The 20,965-nt window shown below is 57.0% G+C and carries 12 protein-coding genes and 2 tRNA genes; all 14 read right to left on the reverse strand.

Annotated features, from left to right (window positions below):
- Nucleotides 1–31: 31 nt before the first annotated feature.
- The 14 genes from ACLEJW_RS05595 to ACLEJW_RS05660 all read right to left on the reverse strand — a co-directional run bounded on the left by ACLEJW_RS05595 (nt 32) and on the right by ACLEJW_RS05660 (nt 20,661).
- Nucleotides 32–682: a DUF7002 family protein gene (locus ACLEJW_RS05595; RefSeq protein ID WP_440777177.1), complete on the reverse strand. Its 651-nt coding sequence runs from the start codon at nt 680–682 to the stop codon at nt 32–34.
- Between the two features lie 3 nt (nt 683–685).
- On the reverse strand, nt 686–2,365 hold the full coding sequence (locus ACLEJW_RS05600; RefSeq protein ID WP_440777178.1) for an adenylosuccinate synthetase: 1,680 nt from the start codon (nt 2,363–2,365) through the stop codon (nt 686–688).
- An 810-nt stretch (nt 2,366–3,175) separates the two neighbouring features.
- Complete coding sequence (locus ACLEJW_RS05605; protein WP_440777179.1) at nt 3,176–5,161, reverse strand: DUF3732 domain-containing protein; 1,986 nt, start codon at nt 5,159–5,161, stop codon at nt 3,176–3,178.
- Nucleotides 5,145–5,648 carry a three component ABC system middle component gene (locus tag ACLEJW_RS05610; RefSeq protein ID WP_440777180.1) on the reverse strand — a complete coding sequence of 168 codons (504 nt, stop codon included), beginning with the start codon at nt 5,646–5,648 and terminating at the stop codon, nt 5,145–5,147. Before ACLEJW_RS05610 ends, ACLEJW_RS05605 begins: the two co-directional genes overlap by 17 nt.
- Before the next feature lie 281 nt (nt 5,649–5,929).
- A complete protein-coding gene (locus ACLEJW_RS05615; protein WP_440777181.1) occupies nt 5,930–6,844 on the reverse strand; it encodes an ABC-three component system protein in 915 nt (304 codons plus the stop codon).
- Between the two features lie 585 nt (nt 6,845–7,429).
- The gene (locus ACLEJW_RS05620; protein ID WP_440777182.1) at nt 7,430–13,477 is read right to left on the reverse strand and encodes an ATP-binding protein; all 6,048 of its coding nucleotides are present in this window, start codon (nt 13,475–13,477) and stop codon (nt 7,430–7,432) included.
- Between the two features lie 533 nt (nt 13,478–14,010).
- Nucleotides 14,011–14,220 (reverse strand): hypothetical protein, encoded by a 210-nt coding sequence (locus ACLEJW_RS05625; RefSeq protein WP_440777183.1) that lies wholly within the window; start codon nt 14,218–14,220, stop codon nt 14,011–14,013.
- Nucleotides 14,221–14,878: 658 nt separating this feature from the next.
- A tRNA-Pro gene (locus ACLEJW_RS05630) sits at nt 14,879–14,969 on the reverse strand.
- A gap of 16 nt (nt 14,970–14,985) precedes the next feature.
- Nucleotides 14,986–16,785 (reverse strand): tyrosine-type recombinase/integrase, encoded by a 1,800-nt coding sequence (locus ACLEJW_RS05635; protein WP_440777184.1) that lies wholly within the window; start codon nt 16,783–16,785, stop codon nt 14,986–14,988.
- A 222-nt stretch (nt 16,786–17,007) separates the two neighbouring features.
- Nucleotides 17,008–17,083: transfer RNA gene (locus ACLEJW_RS05640), tRNA-Gly, on the reverse strand.
- A 63-nt stretch (nt 17,084–17,146) separates the two neighbouring features.
- Entirely contained in the window at nt 17,147–17,707 is a 561-nt protein-coding gene (gene pgsA / locus ACLEJW_RS05645; RefSeq protein WP_145187482.1) for a CDP-diacylglycerol--glycerol-3-phosphate 3-phosphatidyltransferase, read from the reverse strand.
- A 32-nt stretch (nt 17,708–17,739) separates the two neighbouring features.
- Nucleotides 17,740–19,563: an excinuclease ABC subunit UvrC gene (gene uvrC, locus ACLEJW_RS05650; RefSeq protein ID WP_313296293.1), complete on the reverse strand. Its 1,824-nt coding sequence runs from the start codon at nt 19,561–19,563 to the stop codon at nt 17,740–17,742.
- Between the two features lie 6 nt (nt 19,564–19,569).
- Nucleotides 19,570–20,208 carry a response regulator transcription factor GacA gene (gacA, locus tag ACLEJW_RS05655; RefSeq protein ID WP_145187488.1) on the reverse strand — a complete coding sequence of 213 codons (639 nt, stop codon included), beginning with the start codon at nt 20,206–20,208 and terminating at the stop codon, nt 19,570–19,572.
- A 63-nt stretch (nt 20,209–20,271) separates the two neighbouring features.
- Entirely contained in the window at nt 20,272–20,661 is a 390-nt protein-coding gene (locus ACLEJW_RS05660; RefSeq protein WP_313296298.1) for a helix-turn-helix domain-containing protein, read from the reverse strand.
- Nucleotides 20,662–20,965: the final 304 nt, after the last annotated feature.

The raw sequence follows: 20,965 nt of genomic DNA on the forward strand, positions 1-20,965 counted from the left end.
ACTCGTGAAAGACTGGGCAGACTGATTGGCGCTACCCAATGACGTCCAGAACGTTACTACCCTTCATGCGGCGAACTTCCAAAACGTAGTCAGCGATGTTAGGGACGGCGTAATCGACTACAAGCTCGACAACAGTCTTGACTGGCTTACCGGAAGGCTTCACAGGGTAATCCGCTATCCGGCGGAACACATCGGCACCTCGCCGATGAGGGATCGGCCACGTATTGCCTGAGTTCATGTGGCAGAGCCATATTTTCTCAGCATAGGCAGGGATGAGCGCCTTGGAGTCAAGGGTCAGCACGTCGTGTTCGAGATGTCGGTAGTCACGTGCTCCAAGCAGACGATGCAGCCTCTCCTCTTCAACCCAAAAGAAGACCTTGTCGTTGATCAGCTCATACCACTCTTTGGGTGTTGTCCCGTCTGTGAGCGCCTGGGCTAAACGCGCTTCTGGCATGGGCTTCTGATCACGAAGCACGATGTTTGACGAGTGCCCCGCCCTCACATCCATTTTCTGATCGCGGTGCTCGCTTTCGAAGCGTGAACGGTTAACCCCTTCAACTTCAAGATGGTCGAGCACCGCGGTTGTGCTCATCAAACCGCGAGTGCGAATACTGTCCCAGGTACCACGCTCAGCCATGTGGTAAACCCGAGGGTGCAGTTCAATCAATTTTTCCAGATTCATCCGTTATTTCCCGCCCGATCGTGCAGTCCAGTTGCGCCTATCGATCAACGAGCGTAGATCGCTGGCACCGGTGTCTCGAGAGAATCGCGTATTAATCAGCGAGACAGGCGCTTGAGAAACGCGCTCCAGCTCTTCCACAAACTTGATGGTGTCTGGATCGAGTTGCTCGAAACGGCGCGCTTGGCTGTTTGTAGACTTGAGGTAATCTGCGAATGTCAGAACGATATCGGTGGGAGCATTGAGCGCACACGCCTTGCGAAATTGATCCCATTCGAACCAGCCTACACGCCTGTTCCGGCGAGTCGTGGAGGTCTTCTCGGCGGTGTTCAGCGCATTGCCATCGAGGCCCGCAAACTGAGCAATTTCGTCAAAGGTCGTTGCATGCTTGAGCTGTCCAGAGGTGTGCCCTTGGTCTCCATCAGGATCTCCAACACGGATAGGCATGGGTCGGATAACCATGAGAATTTTCCGGATACGGCTGGGTGATATGCCAGCCTCCGCAAGACACCCTGCGACGTTGGTATCCCTTGACGTGACATGGGGGTAGTCCCCATGGAAAACACTCAATCCACTGCCCTGTGTGCCCTCCAGCAATATGGAGTGCCCATTGCGGTAGGCCTCCTCTAGCCTATCGGTCGTACACCCATGATAACTCCCAGGCGTACCAACGTAAGGTTGTAGTTCCTCAACATCCCGAGCAAGCCTGATTGTCTTCTTGCCTCTGTTGAGGATACGCCGTGCCGCTGCAGCCCCACTCCCACTGCCCGTGGACGCGATGGTTGAGACCAAATGCACCTGCTCCTCTGCAAGGTCTTCGTCTTCGATGATGGTGGCCTGAGGGTCAATGAATAGCCTATCAGGGCCGATTTGGCACTCTTCAATTTCGTTCAAAAGCCCCGGCAATCGGATCGTCATCCCAGGGCCTAGAAGTAGCCTCGCGCTCACGTCACGCGCGCCCGAAGGCAGGTGGTGGTAGGTGTAAGGGCCAAGAGGGCTAGCCACTGTGTGTCCAGCATTGGGGCCCCCAACTCGAACCATGACGTCATACTCACGAGCGAGATAGGAAACAATGTTGCCTTTGCCCTCGCTTCCGTACTGCCCGCCGATAAGCACATCGACGCATCGAATTTCGGGTGGTGTGAATAGGTGCAAGCGCGCCGCGACACGCACAAGTGTGTCATTGGAGTCAGATCTTTCGGTATAAATGCGAACGTCTGCGTCCGCCTTGAGCAGTTCGATTTCGGCCTGATCTCTGAGTTGGTTGACCTGGTCGTAGGGAGCAGGATCCGTCTGCCCCTCGACGCGCTCTGCGTAACGTTTCTGAAGCGTCAGGTCGCTGGCGTAAAGATGGACATGGATAAGATTCGCCCCGAAGGTCTTTCGAAACTCCAGCACCTGCGCCAGGGTGATCAGATGATCAACCACCACCGGCGAGCCAACTGCGTCCTTAGCGCATCTCGTTCTGGTTTCCTGCAACATCCAATGCTCATGGTCTTCAGTTCCCAGCTCACGCCGCCGATCGAGCATAGCCGGCTGATCGAGTTGTAGATGCCAGTCAGGATTTTGAGAGCCACGACGATCATTGACGACGTCAAAGCCGTACTCCTTTACCAGCAAGTTGGCCAAACCGCTCTTTCCGCTACAAGTCTTTCCACTGATGACCACGACTTGCCGAGTTTCCATGCGTTACCTCTCCCAAGTTCCCATGATTAGATCTGCGATTTCAAATGAGGTGTGCTTATCGGTACCCAAAATTTGGTCGACTAAAGCTGCAAGGGAACGCGCACTTTGCTCATTCGGGTGCAAGAGGTCTGCCTGGTATCGCGCAAGGGGAAGCGCGCTACGACAGGCGTATCTCTGCCACAGCACGTCCTCTGGAGCGACTACATGCACGTGCCTGACCGCGTCTGTGAAACCACTCCTGAAGAACTCCACCTGCCGGGGCTCGCGGACAGCATCCACCAACCAATTGTCACTGTGAGGTCGTTCCTCGAAGACTGGCCTGGCCACCAAATCAATGAGCCATAGAAAGTCGGAAGCTTGGTCCAAGGTGTCGCCTAGGTCCTGAAGGTGCCGTCGTTCATTCGATCTGTTTTGGAGAGCCAGCTGGCTTCGCAAAAATGCACCACTGCTGATGGGCAGAAATCCGTAGCGCTCTTGTAAAACTGCAGATACCGAGGTTTTGCCGCCGGCCATTGGCCCGCTTAAATGGAGTAGTCGCTTCAACGTGAGAACGATCCCTGAATGTGAGATGCGATTTTTCTGAAGCGTAGCTTAGTCTGGAAAGTTTGCTTGCTTCCGGCTGCTGAATCACTCGAACATAGACGTCACTACTTCGCTTGCGGCAATCGCTTGCCGCCAGTAGGCCGAAAGTGCTCGCAGATAGATGTTAGCGCCTAAGCCGATGATCTGTAGGCAATGGATAGGTACCATGAGACGGTTCGCTAGAGCAACTGTATGCCTGCTTCCCCGCCCATGAGCACCTACACAGAATTACATTGCTTGAATCCAACCTTGCGGAATGAGACCGTCACCTTTCAGATCCCAAGCCTCTACAGGGTGAGTGTGGGGTACATCTCTCCAGATGTCAGGCCCAGCATGCTCGAGGACAATTATTTGGAAATAATGACCAGAGCGTTCTACGGCCTTCGAGAGCACCTCAAAGATTCTCCGTGTAGCGATCACATCTGCCGACCTGGTATTCCTGACCGCCTGGAAGCCGTCATCAAGGGCGTTGGAACCTGATGCGCTACTTGGAAAATAGACTTGGCTTGGCTGGTCAATCACAATGAAACTGAACGGTGGAAGGTGTCGATTTTCTTCCAGAGAGAGAAACTCGTGAATCCCCAAGAATGCTGCAATATGATAGCCCATCCAGTTCGCGCCACTACCAATTTCCCAAAGGTAGTCACTATTCTCATCCAGATCAAAGCGCAGCGTCAGCTCCGTCTTATCCAAGACAATATTGGCTCCACCAGCAGCACTAAGAGGAAACTCATCCGCATAATCTTCAATCATTGGCGTGAGTCGAGCATCCAACTTACGCTCCTGCTCCGCCCGATCAACCTTGGACATCGCAAAATTGAAGTGACTGATCAACTTATCAAGTTCCGCAAGTCGAGCAATGACATCTTGCTTACCAGTGGAACCATCTAAGTTCTTGAAAAGCGTACTAATTTCACCAGCAACAAAGTAGATTTGTCCAAGTACGGACTTGAACCGCTCATCTTCGCTGACTAGGCGATTCTGCTCGCGCCGAAGACCGGAAAGAATACGTTCTTCTTCTGCACGCTTTCGCTTCAACCCGTTGATTTGCTTATCCAGAATAGGGTTATTACGGAGCGCATCCGAAATACGGGTAATTTTCGAGATCTTCTCCTCCAGGTTTTCAATCACCATTGGCAAGGCATTAGTGTACGACCCGCACGCTACACAATGCCCGTCGTCCAAGGCACTTTCCTTTAGCCAGTCTAGGCCAACAACATGAGTTTGCTCTGTTGTGACAGCAGCGAAGAACCTCTGATTATTTTTGTTTAGATCGTCCAGACCATCGACCTGTGTATCCAATGCATTAACGATCAATTGTTGGGCGGCGGTGGCCTCGATCGCCTTTTTCAGTTTTTCCGAAAGGTGCAGGCGCTGGGGCTCAAGCAACGTCGCCTCAAGACGCCCCTCAAGGGATGCGGTCAACACAGACCGCAGTTTCTCGACTCGCTCGGTTGGCGATGTGTATTCTTGCCTAGGCAGCAGACCGAGCTGAAGACATCGATCTAAAAGCCTGTCCACCTCGCGGAAATGAGAAGATTTTGCATCTTCGTGCGCTTGCAGCTCCCGACGAAGCCGATCTCTGTCACGCATAGCCTCTTCACGTCGACGCTCGTTGAGCACGTAGCTGCCATCCACCATCCCGAGAGCATATGGCATAGCACGCTTCAAACGCTCGCGGTGATGAACAGTGTCAGTTTTAAAGAACAATGTATTGGGATTCGCGACGATATGTTGGGGCAAAAAATTGAACGCCGCCATGTCCCTATATGAGCTGCGCGTATCATATCCCTTAGGTTTTTCGTCATCCGAATGAGGCAGATCGCTGATTCTAACCATACCGTCCAACGCGGCCTGGTAGTTTTGTTGAGAGTGAGTCCTAACAACCATCGCAGGAATTTCTTCAGCGACAGGCTGCAGGTAAAACTCTGTGGAGGGCTCACCTTTACCTGGCGAGCGCCTTGCCAGTAGATATTGTGAGTCGTGAATCCTGACTTTCAAACCAAACCAGGAAACCATCGTGCGAATTATTCCCACTGGAATATGGCACTTCTTAGACCCCATTACGTAATCAATAATATGTACGATTGAAGACTTCCCAGTACTGCTCAAGCCATGAATAATGTTGATTTTACCCTCAACAAACGGTATGACGCGCGGCGTAAAATCAGAATTACTAGCCCAGAGAACAACTGCATCAATGGTGAACTTCATGAGGGATTCCGAACAATAGCTTGTAGAGGTCTTCAGTCGACAGGGTGGAAAACCACTTTGCGAGCCTTTCCACAGTGAGAAGCATCGAAATCGGGATGGTATTTTTAATCCCCCGAGGCCAGCGCTCCATCAGTAGCTGGAATTTCTCACCCGTAGGGGAGCCCACTTTACCGACCAGGCGTGAGGCAACAGCGAGATTCAACCCTTGCAATGTCGTGGGCAAATGTGCACGAACACGTTTTTCCAAGTCGACTCTAAGAGCGGGATGCTTTCGCAAAATAGACTCTAAGCTGGGGCGCGTATTACCCGCGTTAAGCTTTTCACGATTAGCTTCATTCCACGCCAGTGGGAGTACCACCATAAGCTTTGGAAGGTCAAGCGTAAAAGGTGACCCCACATCTTCGTACTCTTTAACAAAATGAGTCATCAAGAAACACGCCAAAGATGAGTTATGGATAAGTTCCCTATCCACGTACGCTTCACTCATTGCTCACCCTCCTCTTCCTGAGGATGCCAGTGAATGGCGCTATATGTACCTTCACCATTAACCATGCGATGATAAATACCATTGTGCAGGTAAAGCTGATTCGCTTCAACTCGACCAATTTTTATCTTGAAATCTTCAGTGTACAGGGTCGAACTCACAACACCTAAATGGTCATCCTTGTCAAACTGATCCAGCTTCTTCCTAGCAGTGATTCTGTGTTTCCCACGAATAGCCTCCCAACGATCCTTTAGGAAGCGCTCGGTCTTATCAAAATCCGAAACTTAAATATTTCCCGTTGCGAGTAGACGAACTCGTTCAGAATAGGCACCACAGAAGTATGAAAACTGGGTAAGCGCCATGTCATCGTCTAGCTCAACTTGGGCAAGCTGATGCATGAATCGCATATCATCACGATGAATTTCCGACATCAGTTTCGCAAAGCCGGTTTCTTCCAATGGAAGCGGCTCGATCGGGGCGTTCAGGCAGTCTTGGGTTAATGAATAGAGCTGATTGTAAAAGGGTTGAGCATCTGTCCAGAACTCTTCCTGACGCTCCCATTTTTGCTGGCATTGGCGAAACAAAAAACCAATCAAACCATCATAGATTTTTTGACTGTGCTCAACCGCCCCTTCTGGCAAACGCAATGCTTCGATACTCGCTTTTCGGAGCGCCGAGGCATCCTGGCTGTCATGCACTTGCATTCGCTTAATTAGGTAACTCAGATCACCATCATTAAATGCTACAACCTCTGCAGCGATCTGACCTGTTTTCCCAGTCATTTCACCGGCCTGAACATGCAATGCGGAAATTACGCTGGCCACGTCAACGGCATCCGTCGCATTGGACAACCGCTTGGCCAACGAACCGTCTTTAACTGGCCGATTGGTGACCAAAACGAACTCCAGATGCTCATGGACAACGCGCGCTGCGGGCAACCCTCTCAACCAGATTCGAAGCGTTTTCCAAAGGTTCGGACTGGCATCTTGAAGCGCATTGCGTCGCGGCTTGACAACCAACTTCGCCTGCTCGGACACCCGTCGAGAGCCGGATTCAGTCTTCGAAATCTGTTCAACGTCGTCCGCAGTTTCTATGCCGAAACGCGTCGACGCATTTGGAGAATGCAGAATGCGGTAGAGCGCCCGCTCATACTGATATCCATAGCCTGCTGCACTGTGGCTCGCGCCAGGTTCTGTCATCGTTCCGTCTCGTGTTTTGTACGCTGAAAAATCGAAACCAAGAGCCTCAATTCGTTATCCATGCCGCTGGGCGAGTTCGAAATGTACCGTCAACGATGCCATTTGGCCACCAAATGGCATCAACAGGACTAGGAAGAGGAGCTGGAGGCGACCGGGTACCGTAGCCGCAATCAGGTGAGGTGGGTGGCGGATAGGAAGCTGCGGCATCCGTTGGAGGTAGTGCTGGAGTTTACCTGAGCGTTCCAGCAACTCCCGGTTCTAGGGTGCGTAGTTGTAGCAGACATCACTGCAGTGCACGGCGCTGGGGAAAGGATAGCGGCGGGGCCCAGAGTGAGCGTCTGCTATCGACCCAAAGCTGCCTTCTGAAAAGGGCTGCTCACGGCCAATAGCTGCCTGTCCTAATCGGCTCAAATCGACCCAAAGCAGAAGCTCGATTTGGAAAGTCCGATGGCTGCCTCGCAGCGGGAGCGATCGATCGTTAGGGTACTATGAACGCTAGCCACCGGCCGGAAGCAGCCCTCCCGGACAGCCAGCTCAAGCCAGCACGGCCCCTCTCGCTTGACATCGCCGCTGAATCTGCATGGCTTAGATTGAGTAACCATTCTTTACAGTCTTCAAGAGAGACTCCCCGTAGCTGCTCGGTTGCTTGATCTGCCTGCTTGCGAACACGCTGATGTCCAGGTCCGGCTTCCCACGGGCAGTGGTTACCTGTTCGATGCCTAATGGCGTCAGGACGAGGTAGCAACCCTCGCCCCACAGGGACTCCGCATCGATATCAACCGGGCCGGCATCACGCCACCAGCAGAGCCTTGCGACCACAGCGCCACTCGGGTCGAGGAAGACGCTGGGCTCTTCGTCATGCGCGCTCCAGCGAAGTCGCTTCGCCCAGTTCGGGCACAAAGCGAACGAATAGGCCGCTGCGTCAAAGCCCATGTCCACCGAGCAAACAACTCTCCTTACCAGCGTTGGCGCCAGATCATTGTCAAATGCGACGTACTGGCCAAGCCAGACAGCGATCGGCAGCCTGGCATAGCAGTCGTCGAAGTCTTCACTGTCAATCTCAGCAGAGGGTGCTCTAAAGCGGTAGAGGCGGTGCTCCGACAACCGTGGCTTGAGAATCTTGAAGCGGGATACTTCGGCCACGAGTTGGCCGTGGCTGTCTGCTGGGAAGGGGGCAACGTCACCGTCGACTTCGTCAATCCACTTTCGTTCTCGCTCGGACCAACCCGCACTTCGGTTCAACAGCGGCATTCGGATCCACTCGGGGCGCTCTCGTGGGAGCTTCAGCGGTCGAGGCGGAAGCGGGCAGCCCAAACGTTCCAAAAGCGTGGGCATGTCGCTGCCTTTCACTTTGCCGGCAAGCCGCAGTTCTCCCGCGACGTGGCGAAGTGCGGCTATGGCAATGTGGGCGTGGGGTTTCAGGTAAGTGATCTGCATGTCGAGCACGCGAAGCTGAGTCTCAAGCCTTTTGATGCCAGAGGGCCCGAATGCCTCAAGTCCACCCCAATCCTGGATGAACATTGCCGCGCGTCGGCGGACTGCCATCTCCTCAATGCCTGCGGCCCTCGCGATGTGACGTGCCGTCGAGCGCAACATCTCGGTCCAGCCAAGCGGCGACTCGACGCGCATAGCACCAGTTCTTTTGTCCGTGAATGCCTGGTCGCCCTCTGGCGGGTGCTCGAGTTCAAGGCGATAGAAGAGCGGCAGTGGTACCGCGGCCAAGGGGACAGCCTGCCTCCACCGATGCGACAAGAGCGCGGCTGACTCTGCCACCGCGATGTCACGGTGACTGACCAACGCACCCACGACGCTGCCCAGCTCGGGGGCAAGGTCCGCGCTGTCAGCAGCCAGCAGCGTTCCGAGCGCCTGCAAGGGGGCATCTAATTCGCCGGCTATAAGTCGCCGCATGAGGGACTTGAACAAAGCTTGGCCGAATCCGGCTTGCCTTGCCAGGCTCAACGTGCAATTGCGTGCGTGTCGCTGAACTTCTGCAACGGGCAGCCGATAGGCAAAGTGCAGCAGATTTTCCAACAGTTCCGTGTCGCTGAGCGGTAGCTCGCTCGGTTGGAAGGCTCGCCCCAGTTGGAACTCGCGAGTGCAGGCCATCTGCTCCTCAAGTAGCGACCAGATGGCCGGCCAATCCGGCGTCGCGCTGATTACCGGCAGTATCGAATTCAGCTCTGTCAGCAGTAACTGGGTGTTCTCCTGGCCCGCCGTTACTGAATCGACAATGTTCTCGAAGGCGGCTGGGCATGTGGATGGTCCCTGCAATAGCTTCTTCGCCTCAAAGTAAAAGAACTTACCGCCACCCATCCACTGGCTCCAGGAACTCCAGGGGTCCTTGCTTGACTCGTAGCCTTGCATCAGCTTCTTGGCGTACTCGACCTCCCCCGCCGCAGCCAACCTTTTAACCATCAGGAAACGGCAGCGCGCGTCGTCCTGCAAGACCTGCCAGCGCTCAAATATCCTCTGCGCCAGATGAAGCGGGGCCGTTTCGGCCAGATCTCTGAAGCGGTACGGGGCGTTGTAGTCCAGTTCGTCGCCATCCGCTTCAAACGCGCGCTCAAGCTGCTCGAGAGTGGTCTCCGAGTCGTACTTGCTTGGCGTATACGAGTGTCGAGGTTCCGGCGCTTCTGACATCCACCGGGCTACGGCGGCGTCGAGCTCGGCCGATGAAAACTCATGTCTTCCGGCAGCGGTGCGAAGGCGCTGGAGCAGTCCAACCCTCTCGTGTGCCCTGCTGGCTACTTCGATCACCGCCAAAAACATCCGCGCGAGCGGTTCAATCTGTCCAGGCCCTGCGGCGTCGGCGGCGATGTCGATGAAGTCACCGACGTGGTGCGGGTCCCGGTAGTACGGTTCCATGTAGAACGGCAGACACAGACCGCACCAGACCGTCGCGCAAGCCAAGACGAGTTCAGGACTTCGCCGCACCATCCCCGTCATGAGCAGGTCAATACGGTTCGGCCAGCCAATCAGATTCCAATCCGCCAGCCTCTTTGACACCTCGAAGCCGAAGCGAGGTCCGACCTGTGTCGCTTCTTCGATCAGCGACATCGTCAAACGATGCGCGGCCGACGACCCTTCCGTTTCGGTCATGCCGCCGACCTGGCGCATTAAGGTCGATACTCGCTTGACACGGTTCTCCGGGTCAGCGGCGTTCGCAAGGACCAGGATGTCTCGCCAGATTGCGTACTGCGGGTCTTTCTTGGGGGCCAACGCGTAGCCAAGGCATTGCTCGGGAACCGTCGCCAGTAACTGTTTGGCCCGCTCTAAGTCCCCGACCGCAGCCAACGCGATGGCCAGATCGGCCAACCCGTCGATCTGCTCGCTCGGCGTGCTCTCCTGAAGCTCCGCCACGAGTGCGTTGAGTCGATCGACGGCCGCCACCCGGTCACCGTCAACCCTATACGCATCGACGGCCAATCTGCGTCGCAGGTACGCAGTGCCCCCCTGCGTCGATGAGGCGATGGCTGCGTCAATTTCCCGAAGTACCGCACGGTACTCAGTCTCGCCGCGCTTGGCGCCGAGCTTCAGCAGCGCTGGCACGAGCATAGGGACCGCTTTGAAGGCCTGCTGGATGCGATATGACTCGCTGCCGCCTTCTGATGTCAGACGTAGGACGTACCCAAGGGCAATGCGGGCTTCGTCCTGGATGCTGCCGGCCGGCACGGACGCGTTGTCGACGGCGGCGCGACCTAGCAACACGCCTATCGTCGAGGCGTGCTGCTGGAACGGATGAAGGAAGGTGTGCTTCGACGGTGTCGCGCTTGGCAGCGGCTTATTGAGCAGCGTGCAAAGCCTCGCGTGATGCATCACCGCACCGACCAGATTACCCAGCCCAGCCAGGTCCGTCTCGTCGTCGCACATAGAGATCATCGGTGCGACCAGCTTGTCGAACAGGGCCTCGGCTAGGTCACGACGGTTAGCTTCGAATGCAATCAGTGCCATCCGGCGTCGGTAGCCGTTGGGTACCTCTACGAAGCCAGGAAGGGCGGCGGCAGCATCAAACAGGGCAAGCGCTTGGGCAACGTCGCCACGCCGACTGGCCACAAGACCTGCGTGAACCATCACCGAAGGCTTGTCTTCGTTGTCTACCCCGAGCTTGCTGCAGAGGTCTTGTGGATCGGCGCCAACCTTCTGAAGGAGCATCGCCTCTGCGGCTTCCCTCCTCAGATACAGTTGCAGCGCGGAGACAGTTTGCGGATCCACCTTTTCGGGCTGGCGTAACCCCTCTGCCGCGAGGTGGTCAATCGCTATCTGGATCTGCTCGGTGTCTCGGAAGTGGACGGCGCGCCTTGCCCACCTCTCGAATTCCGTTATGTTGTGGTCGTGCCCGTGGTTCTGGAACTTGGACGTATGGAGCTGCGACAGTGGCTCGAGGCTTTCAAACAGTTCCTTCGCCCGCTCGAAGTCCCCTCGCGCCAACAGGGCGTCAACGACCTCGTAGCCCTGGCTGGGGAAGTACTGCACGAAAGAGAGGGCTGAATCAATGTCCCCGACCGCCAGCATCGCCAGCGGAAGCTGGTTGGCGTACTCAAGGGCTGTTTCGCGCCGCCCCACTTCGTCACGACACAGCAGCAGCCGTGAGAAGGCGGTCGCGTCGTGCGTTCCACGTACTGCCAGCAGAGCCAGGCGGATATCGGCGTGGATCTCGGCGATAGCCCCCCCGTCAGCCAGTTGCTGCCTGAAGCGAGCGGGCATAGCCAGCGCAAGTACATCGGCACCGTCGCCGGCACGGGCGCGGTAGCGCAACTCAAGCCAGTACTGCGCCGATTCGGGCGGCGCGCTCTTCGCCAACTGGGCGAGGTCGCGGTACACGCGCTGCGAGTATTCGGCATCGACGCTTCCGAGGCGGGTTCGAGGTTGAGCGATGACGAACAGCCGAAAGCTGTTGTGGAAGACGCTCCACCCCTGGGATGAACTACGGAGCAGGTGCCGTGCAACGATCAGAGCGCGTTCAATCGCGGACTCCTTGACCATTGTGGCCAGCAGCCGCAGGTCCACAGGTGCCTCAGCACGAGCGATGTAGCCCAGCACTTCCATGGCATCGACATCGCTTGCGATCTCGCGCCAAGCAGCGCTGTACAAGGTCTCAATATCGCCGTCGAACGGCATCCCGCCGCTGAGAAGGTGCTTACGGCCGGCTTCGTCCGCGTGCAACAGCGCATGAATTAAGTAGCGCGTTGCCAGCGGGTGGCCATGCGATAGCTTGCTTAGATCCAATCTTGGAATCTCGGCAGGCAGGCCAAGCGCATCTGCCATCCGGGCGACCTCCTCGCGGCCGAGAGGTCCCATGAGAACCTGTCGCTCGCTTTTCTCAGCTTGCTCTCTTACGGCGGGCTTCAGATTCGCGAGATCCAGCCGCTGCGTGCCGAGGATGAACACAACCCCGTTGGGGATGGCAGCGGGAAGAGGTAGCTCGCCCAGAAGCGAATTGGTCGGCCGCTCTTCGCGAGGCACATGGTCGAGCCCGTCGACGACGATGATTGTTCGGATCCCGTCGCGGTCGAAGCGTTCACCAGCCTGCTGTACCAGGACGCCGAACTGCTCTCGGCGCTCATGCAGCGAGTCGTCGCGAAGACGAAGTCCAACCAAACCGCTGTTGCGTAACTGCGTGCCGACGTCAGTCAGGAAGTTGTCGGCCTCCCCGCGACCCACACCTTGAGCAGCACCTGGCACGTACGCCAAGTAGCGAACGAGCCGGATATTAGCCTCAGTGGCCAGCGCAACCTGCAGGAGAGTGGACTTCCCGGAGCCAGGTGGTCCTATGAGTGAGACGTAGCCCTGGTCGGCGGCATGCAGCGCGGCTAGCAGCTTGGCCTCGGTGCCGCGGTTGCGCTGGACATAGGCGCCGACCGGGAACCGGTGGATGAGCAGCGTTTTGGCCGGATCACGCCAGCCAAGCTCACAAAGCAGTTCGTCACGCGTCCACCTGTCTTTGTCGCGTGCATCGGCGACCAGCTTGGGCAGTACGCTTGCAATCTCGGACGCCTGCCGTGCCTGCTCGGCGTTCAACTTGTGCGACTGGATGAAGTCCGCCGCAGCTCCGCACACCACGCGGAGGCTGTGCAAGAACTGTTCGAAATCGTCATCGCCTAGGCCAGCTTCACGGCGCAGGTGGTCGATCAGTCGGCTCCATTCCGCCGCGTACCAATCCGACAGCGATCGATTTGGATGCTGCTGGAACTCTTCAAGGAATGCCGCGCTGTGCGGCGGCGTGCCGTCGCCTGGCTTGTCCGTGATCGATGGAAAGTCGTTGACGACTAGGCGAATTTCGACACGGCTTCCCGCATTGCCCTTACGCAGGCACTGCCAAGCATGAACCAGGGGCCTCAAGAGGCCGTTGGCACCAGTAAACAGCGTCTCAACAGTGAAAGTGCCTGGGAACTTGGACGTCTTGAACTGGTGGCCGACCACCAACCCATCGAAACCGAGCACCAAGTCGTCGGCAATACCCGCGTTGCGGTCTGCGACGCCGATCCAGAGCAGCTCGTCGCGCTCCAGCGCAGCATAAATGGCAGCGCCCGCCCGCTCGTACTGGCCAATGTATCCCCGGAGTGCTCGACGTTCGCCTTCCGCCGGCGCAGTTGCAGGAGCTACAGAGGTTGATGGATTCGGTTTTTTGGACATTTTTGGAGCCATGTAAATGGATTAGGTAGTTGACGCCAACTGATACCAAGATAACTGCTTCACATAACCCGAGGCGTCCAGCAACAGACGGTAGATGCGGCTAAGTCATTGAGCGCTCCTCTGAAACGAAGCCTGGCCAGCCCCAATCGAAGCGGTCATTCACGAGATGGGTCGTGAATGACTAATATCAGCCTATTCATGCCATTCAGTCAGGAAATTCGAGCGACAGGTCGTGGCCGGTAGCAAACATTCTTGAAGGGCTGGGTCGAAAGCAGACATTCACAGGGCGTACCATCTTCCGCGCAACTGCCAATCAGTGATTACTTCCGCCTCCGCGGCCAAAGGCTCTCATTTGATAGTCGGTTACAGCTTGGAACAGAGACTGAGCTATCAGGCGTAGTCTTTCCACCTCTATTGCAGGCGCGTCGCTATCCTGAGCTTCGTGGTACCGGCGCATTGCCTCAATTGCTTCGGTGTAGGCTGGGTGGTCGGGCGGCAAAATCTTCGACTGTTTGGGCATCAGTGCCTCGATATCAGTGAACTGATTCAGACAGACTGCCGGCTTCAAGCACCTGGAAATCCACTACCGCGTGATAAAGAGAGTCAGCCAACACTCTAAGCCGCTCGATTGTCTCTGGAGATGCCCCGTTATCTTGGGCGGTCTGATGCGCCCTTATCGCATCAAGGGCTTCGCGCAGTAGCGGCTCGCCGGCTTTGGTCATACCTTCCAAGGTTCGCTTCATGCTCTGCCCATTCTGCTCTATTGATCCATTATAGGGCGATAGCGACGATATGATGACAGGCATCGATCCAAGGCTTTGTGTTTAGCAGTTCAGTCCTCATCGCGGCAAACCGGTTCCCATAGGAATGTGACCAGCTTCCAAACCTGCGCCAGCATTTGTGAGAGCCGCGCGTATCGGCGATGGGTCGCGAAGCAACCCCAATATGCATGCGCCGGGTCGATATCTGCCAGCAAGAGCCAAGCACACCTCCGCCGCCTTAGAGAAATCTCCCCTTCCTAACGTGAGTCATTAGGCCCCATGAAAAAAGCACGTCCATCACAATCCGCAGCAAACCAGTTAAAGCCACACTAATAATGGGGGACCAGATGGGGGACCAAAAACACATAGGCACAAAAAAGCCCCGAAAAATCAGGGCTTTAATGAGAAATGGTGGCGGAAGCGTAGGGATTCGAACCTTTCAACCGCCCTTCCACTCGGCTAATCGCCACTTCGCAAGAGCGCATGAAAATACCCAAGGTTCTGTCGTTTCTGAATTCTTGACTAACGGCAGTTGAAATTCGGTGGGGCAAAAAGTGGGGCAAAATTGCCAACCAGAGAAAAACGGACAAGCATAAAAAAATCCAGTCACCGCTAAGTGACTGGATTTCTTGGAGTTATTTGGTCGGGACGGAGTGATTCGAACACTCGACCCCTTGCACCCCATGCAAAGGCCATATGGGTCGAAAGCTGCCATTCGCCACATCGACCCGTCGCGGCGATCTTCGCTTAGCGCATAGAGGTCAGAAGGTTCACTAGCTCTTCAAAATTATCAAGGGTAACAGCTGTGCACGGAGCATTTCCGCGCAACTTTCCATGAGGGTTGCTCAGCATTCGATAGACATCCCAGGCCCCTATTGCGGGCAGTGCTTCGAATACCGCAAGCACCAGCTTGAGCTTCAACGGATCAAGCTGCCAATCTGGGATTCGCTGCCCCCGATTTCCAAGACTAAGTGAGAGCAACCTCCGAGCCTTGATATCCCGGTTGAGCTGATCGCGAGATTTGCCTGCCAACCGAGCAAATGTGGGGAGTGGAAGAGTACTTGGCGCTTCAAATGCTGCAAGCATTTCAGCGCGCTCTTTTTGGATCTCTGAGACTTCCCTGCCGCCAATCTCAGCCTGCGAATCAACAGCCGGCCTACAAGGTTTGGCACCATAATCAGCCCCTTTCGGCTTAGGTTGTGCGAGTACATTGTGCAGTGGAGCTACAAATTGTGTGGCGTCAGTCCGTGCCGGAGCGGACGCAGTGCCCTCCAGCCGAATTGTTAAGGGTGCACTTGCTGCCTGTACATGCCCTTGCGCGCAGAGATCCAGTCGATTCGCCCAGTCCTGCATCATTGCCCGGCGCTGCTCAACGTACTCGGCGTGGTTGTACGAAGCGCTGACCCTGTCGGGGTCGGCGTGTGAAAGCTGTGCATCAACCCATGCTTTCGGGTAGCCGATCTCGTTGAGAGCTGTTGAGATGGTAGCTCGCATGCCGTGCCCGGTGAGCCTGTCAGCAAAGCCCATACGGCGCAGCGCACTGTTCAAAGTGTTCTCGCTAATACGTTTGCTCAAGTCGCTTCGATGGGCAAGCAAATGCCGCTGCGCGGGCACTACGCGCTCAAGCAGCAGCCCCACCACTTCTATCGCCTGGACTGACAACGGAACGATGTATGGCGGCACCTTGGAGGCGCTGCTACGGCTCTTGCGCATCTTCAGCTGCAACTGCTTGACCACTTCTGGCGGAATGATCCACAGCCGACGCTCCAAGTCGAATTGATCAGGCGTCGCCAAACGCAGCTCACCTGTACGGACACCAGTGAGTAGCAGAAGCCAAATTCCCAATAGAGTCTGCTGACCGCCGTTGTAAGTACGGAGCTTACTTAACAACGGGGGCAGCTCAGCCATTCGCAGGAAAGGATTATGCTCCACTGGAGGTTTCGGCATCGCCACAACGTCCAGATCGGCCGCAGGGTTGTGCTCCAGGCCAGGGATGCGCACCAGCGCATAGCGAAACAATTGATTGAGCCAGGTCCGGCACTTTTCCGCCGTGGTAAATGCACCGCGAGACTCGATACGATCCAGCAGCTCCATGAGCACATGTCGGGTGATGTCATGGATTGAGCGGTCGCCGATGTGGGGCAGTATATCTTTGGCGAAGATGCGCAGCATCTGTGACAACGTGCTCTGTCGCCCCTCTTTGAGACTCAAGCGGCGGAAGGCGATCCACTGATTGAATACGGACTCAAAGGCATGATCACTGGAAAGGCGCACTGCTTGGCGTTGCTGCTTGCGCTGCTCACAGGGATTGGTGCCTTGAGCAATCAGCGCTCGCGCTTCATCGCGCCGTGCACGCGCATCGCGAAGGCCGACCTGAGGGTAACTGCCAAACGACATGCGCTTTTGCCGTCCCGCCCAGTAGTAGCGGAAGTGCCAGATCTTGCCACCCTGCGCCGTGACATTGAGGAACAAGCCGTCACTGTCTGCGAGTGTGTAATCCTTACCGGTGACCCGAGCGTGCCGGATCGCCATTTCCGAGAGTGCCATGGTGACCTCCTGAACCTGTCAGAGGCCAAATGCTCGTCTCGTGTGCCACCTAGCTCTACCGGAAAAGCGAATTGGGCGTTTTCCAATTCTGGACTCAATCCTGGACTTAAAATGTCCGGATACTGCCGGTTTTCGGTGGTTTCCGCTGGAACGAAAAAAGGGCCCTAAGGCCCTTTTTTTCAACGACTTACAGACTTCCATGGAACTCTGTAGATCTATAACTGGAGCGGGAAACGAGACTCGAACTCGCGACCCCGACCTTGGCAAGGTCGTGCTCTACCAACTGAGCTATTCCCGCGTCGTGATGGGTGCCATTCTAGCGATATCTGAAACGGCGTCAACCCCTTGATTCAAAGAAAGTTTATTTCTGCTCGGAGCCTTCGCGCAGGTGCGGCCAGGCCGCCAGCAGGTAGTGAATCATCGACCACAAGGTCAGCGCTGCCGCCACTAGCAACAGACCATAGCCAAGCACAACCCAGAAGCTCACCAGCGGCGGATTACCCAGCAGAATCACCAAGGCCAGCATCTGCGCCGCGGTTTTCCATTTACCGAGATTGGAGACCGCCACATGCGCCCGCGCGCCCAGTTCGGCCATCCACTCGCGCAGTGCCGAGACCACGATTTCGCGGCCAATGATGACCGCAGCCGGCAGGGTCAGCCAGAAGTTCGCATGCACCTGCACCAGCAGCACCAAGGCCACTGCCACCATCAACTTGTCAGCCACAGGGTCGAGGAACGCGCCGAAGGGCGTGCTCTGCTGCAGGCGCCTAGCCAGGTAGCCGTCGAGCCAGTCAGTGGCGGCAGCGATGGCGAACACCGTGCTGGCGGCCAGGTAACTCCAGTGGTACGGCATGTAGAACAGCAGGATGAAGATCGGGATGAGCAGGACGCGTAGAACGGTGAGCAAATTTGGAATATTCATCGGTACGACTGGCTGCGGGTTGAGCCGGCATTCTACTCGCTATGCAGGCTGGCATAAATCGACTCGGCAAGCTTTTTACTGATGCCGGGCGCTTTGGCGATTTCATCGATACTGGCGCGGTTGAGCTCTTGCAGGCCGCCGAAATGTTTCAGCAACTCGCGGCGACGCTTGGGGCCGACACCTGCGACGTCTTCCAAGGTCGACGTGCGCCGGGCCTTGCCGCGCCGTGCACGGTGGCCGGTGATGGCGAAACGGTGCGCTTCGTCGCGGATCTGCTGGATCAGGTGCAGCGCCGGGCTGTCACCTTTGAGGGTGAACTCGTGGGCGACATCGTTCAGGTAAAGCGTCTCGAAACCGGCCTTGCGGGTCACGCCCTTGGCCACGCCAAGCAGGGTCAGGTCGGTGAAGGCCAGCTCCTGCATCACCTCGCGGGCCATGTTCAGCTGGCCCTTGCCGCCGTCCACCAGCAGCACGTCGGGCAGTTTGCCCTCGCCATCGCGGATACGCCCGTAACGGCGGGTCAGGGCCTGCTGCATGGCGGCGTAGTCGTCGCCAGCGGTCACGCCCTCGATGTTGAAGCGGCGGTAATCGGACTTGACCGGCCCTTCCGGGCCGAATACCACGCAACTGGCCACGGTGGCTTCACCGCTGGAGTGGCTGATGTCGTAGCATTCCAGGCGCTGCGGCACTTCGTCCAGGCCCAGCACCTCAGCCAGGGCTTCGAAGCGCGCCGCCATGTGCTGACGGTTGGCCAGGCGCGCATTGAGCGCTTGCTCGGCATTGGTGACCGCCAGTTGCTGCCAGCGCGCCCGGGTACCACGCACCCGGTGGCTGATGCTCAGTTCACGGCCGCGCAGGGTCTGCAGCGCTTCGGTGATGGCTTCGAAGTCCTCGTGCACCACATTGACGATCAGCTCGCTCGGCAGCTCGCGCTCGACGTTGCCCAGGTAGTACTGCGAGAGAAACGCAGCCATGACCTCGGCCACTTCCTCCTCGATGCCCACCTGCGGGAAAAAGTTCTTGCTGCCGAGCACTCGCCCACCGCGCACGCTGATCAGGTGCACACAGGCGCCACCCGGATTGACGAACGCTGCGACCACATCGACGTCACCTGAACCGCCCTCGATGTGCTGCTGGTCCTGAACCCTGCGCAGCAGGCCAATCTGGTCGCGCAGGGCGGCGGCCTTCTCGAAGTTGAGGGCCATGGCGGCCTTTTCCATCTCAGCATTGAGCTCATTGCCCAGTTGCTGGCTGCGACCTTCGAGGAACATCACCGAATGGCGTACGTCCTCGGCGTATTCCTCAGGGCTGACCAAGTTGGTGCAGGGCCCTTTGCAGCGTTTGATCTGGTATTGCAGGCACGGACGGGTGCGGTTGGCGAAATAGCTGTCCTCGCACTGGCGCACCGAAAACGCTTTCTGCAGCAGGCTGAGGCTTTCACGAATGGCCCCGGCGCTGGGGTAGGGTCCGAAATAACGCCCCTTGGCCTTCTTGGCGCCACGGTGAATGCCCAGGCGGGGAAATTCACCGTCCGAGAGGAATACGTAAGGATAGGACTTATCATCGCGCAGCAGGATGTTATACGGCGGTCGCCACTGCTTGATCAGGTTCTGCTCGAGCAGCAGCGCTTCCGTTTCGTTGGCGGTGATGGTGGTCTCGACCTGGGCAATGCGCCCGACCAACGCGGCGGTCTTGGGCGCGAGGCCCGACTTGCGGAAATAACTGGCCAGACGCTTCTTGAGATTTTTCGCCTTGCCCACATAGAGCAGCCGCGCCTCGGCGTCGAACATACGGTAAACGCCTGGGCGACCACTGCAGGTCGCAAGAAACGCGCTGGCATCAAAAACTTCAGACATGAGGGATCAAAGGCTTGCGTCGACCATACCGTGGCGAACGGCCAGCAAGGTCAATTCGACGTCACTGGTGACAGAGAGTTTTTCGAAGATTCGATAACGGTAAGTATTGACGGTCTTGGGCGACAAGCACAACTTGTCGGAGATGATCTGCACCTTCTGGCAGCCGACGATCATCAGGGCAATCTGGATTTCCCGCTCGGACAACGCATCGAACGGCGAGCCCTGCGGCTGGAACGACTTGAGCGCCAGCTGCTGGGCGATCTGCGGGCTGATGTAGCGCTGGCCGGCAAAAGCCAGGCGAATGGCCTGGACCATTTCATCAAGGCCGGCGCCCTTGGTCAGGTAACCGGCAGCGCCGGCCTGCATCAGCCGTGTCGGGAACGGATCTTCTTCGCACACCGTGACAGCGACCACCTTGGTGTCAGGGTGGCTGCGCAACAGCTTGCGGGTCGCCTCCAGGCCACCGATACCCGGCATCTTGACGTCCATCAGGACGACGTCTGGCTTGAGCTCCCGCGCGAGTCTGAGCGCCGATTCGCCCGAATCTGCCTCACCGACGACCTGCAGGCCGTCGATGTCGGCCAGCATGCGCGTTATACCGGTTCGCACCAGATCGTGATCATCGACCACTAGGACCCTAATCAAGCACACACCTCGTCAACAGGGCGATTGGATCCCGCCACCTTAACAAAATTTTTCACAGCGGACCTAGCGTAATACTTCTGTCAGAAACGTCTGACGGTTTTGCCGTGGCTGCCAGGCCGATTCACCCCCGACGGCCTCGCCCGCCAGACGCAACAACAGGTGCTGCAAAGCGGCCTTGTCAGCCTCTGGCAAACGCCGAAGAGCGCTCAGCACGCCGGTTTCATCAGCGCTCAGGCAGTCCAGCGGTGCCGGCGTGCGCACCCCGTTCAACACATACAGCGCGTCTACTCCGCTGGCGGCCAGTGCGGCCAGGTAGTCGGCACGCGGCGTCCGCTCACCGCTCTCATATTTGCCCTGGGCGTTCGGCTCCACCCCGCCGATGTCGCCGAAGACCCGCTGGGTCATGCCCAGCCGCTCACGCTCTTCCCTCAGGCGCGTACCGAGTCCGTTCATATTCCCGTTTCTCCTGAATGTCCTTTCAGTAGCGGCGCGCTTCGCTTTCGCACGCGCGCAGACGTGGCGGCCACTATGCCCATCGCCGACCTCGGTCGCAAGCCAGTATTGCGCCACCATGGGCGCCTCGGCGGCCCAGTAAGCCCATCAGCAACTTTCGATAATGAACCAAGACGGCACTTTTTTTACTGACAATTGTCGCGCCACCACGCCGTAGCTTTGGCGCCAGTAAAACGCCATATAGGGCGTTTACATTTTTTTGACGCCTAACTAACAACAACTATAACTTATTGATTCTAAACAG

Source organism: Pseudomonas sp. SMSB3 (assembly GCF_052041965.1).
Taxonomy (GTDB): Bacteria; Pseudomonadota; Gammaproteobacteria; order Pseudomonadales; family Pseudomonadaceae; genus Aquipseudomonas.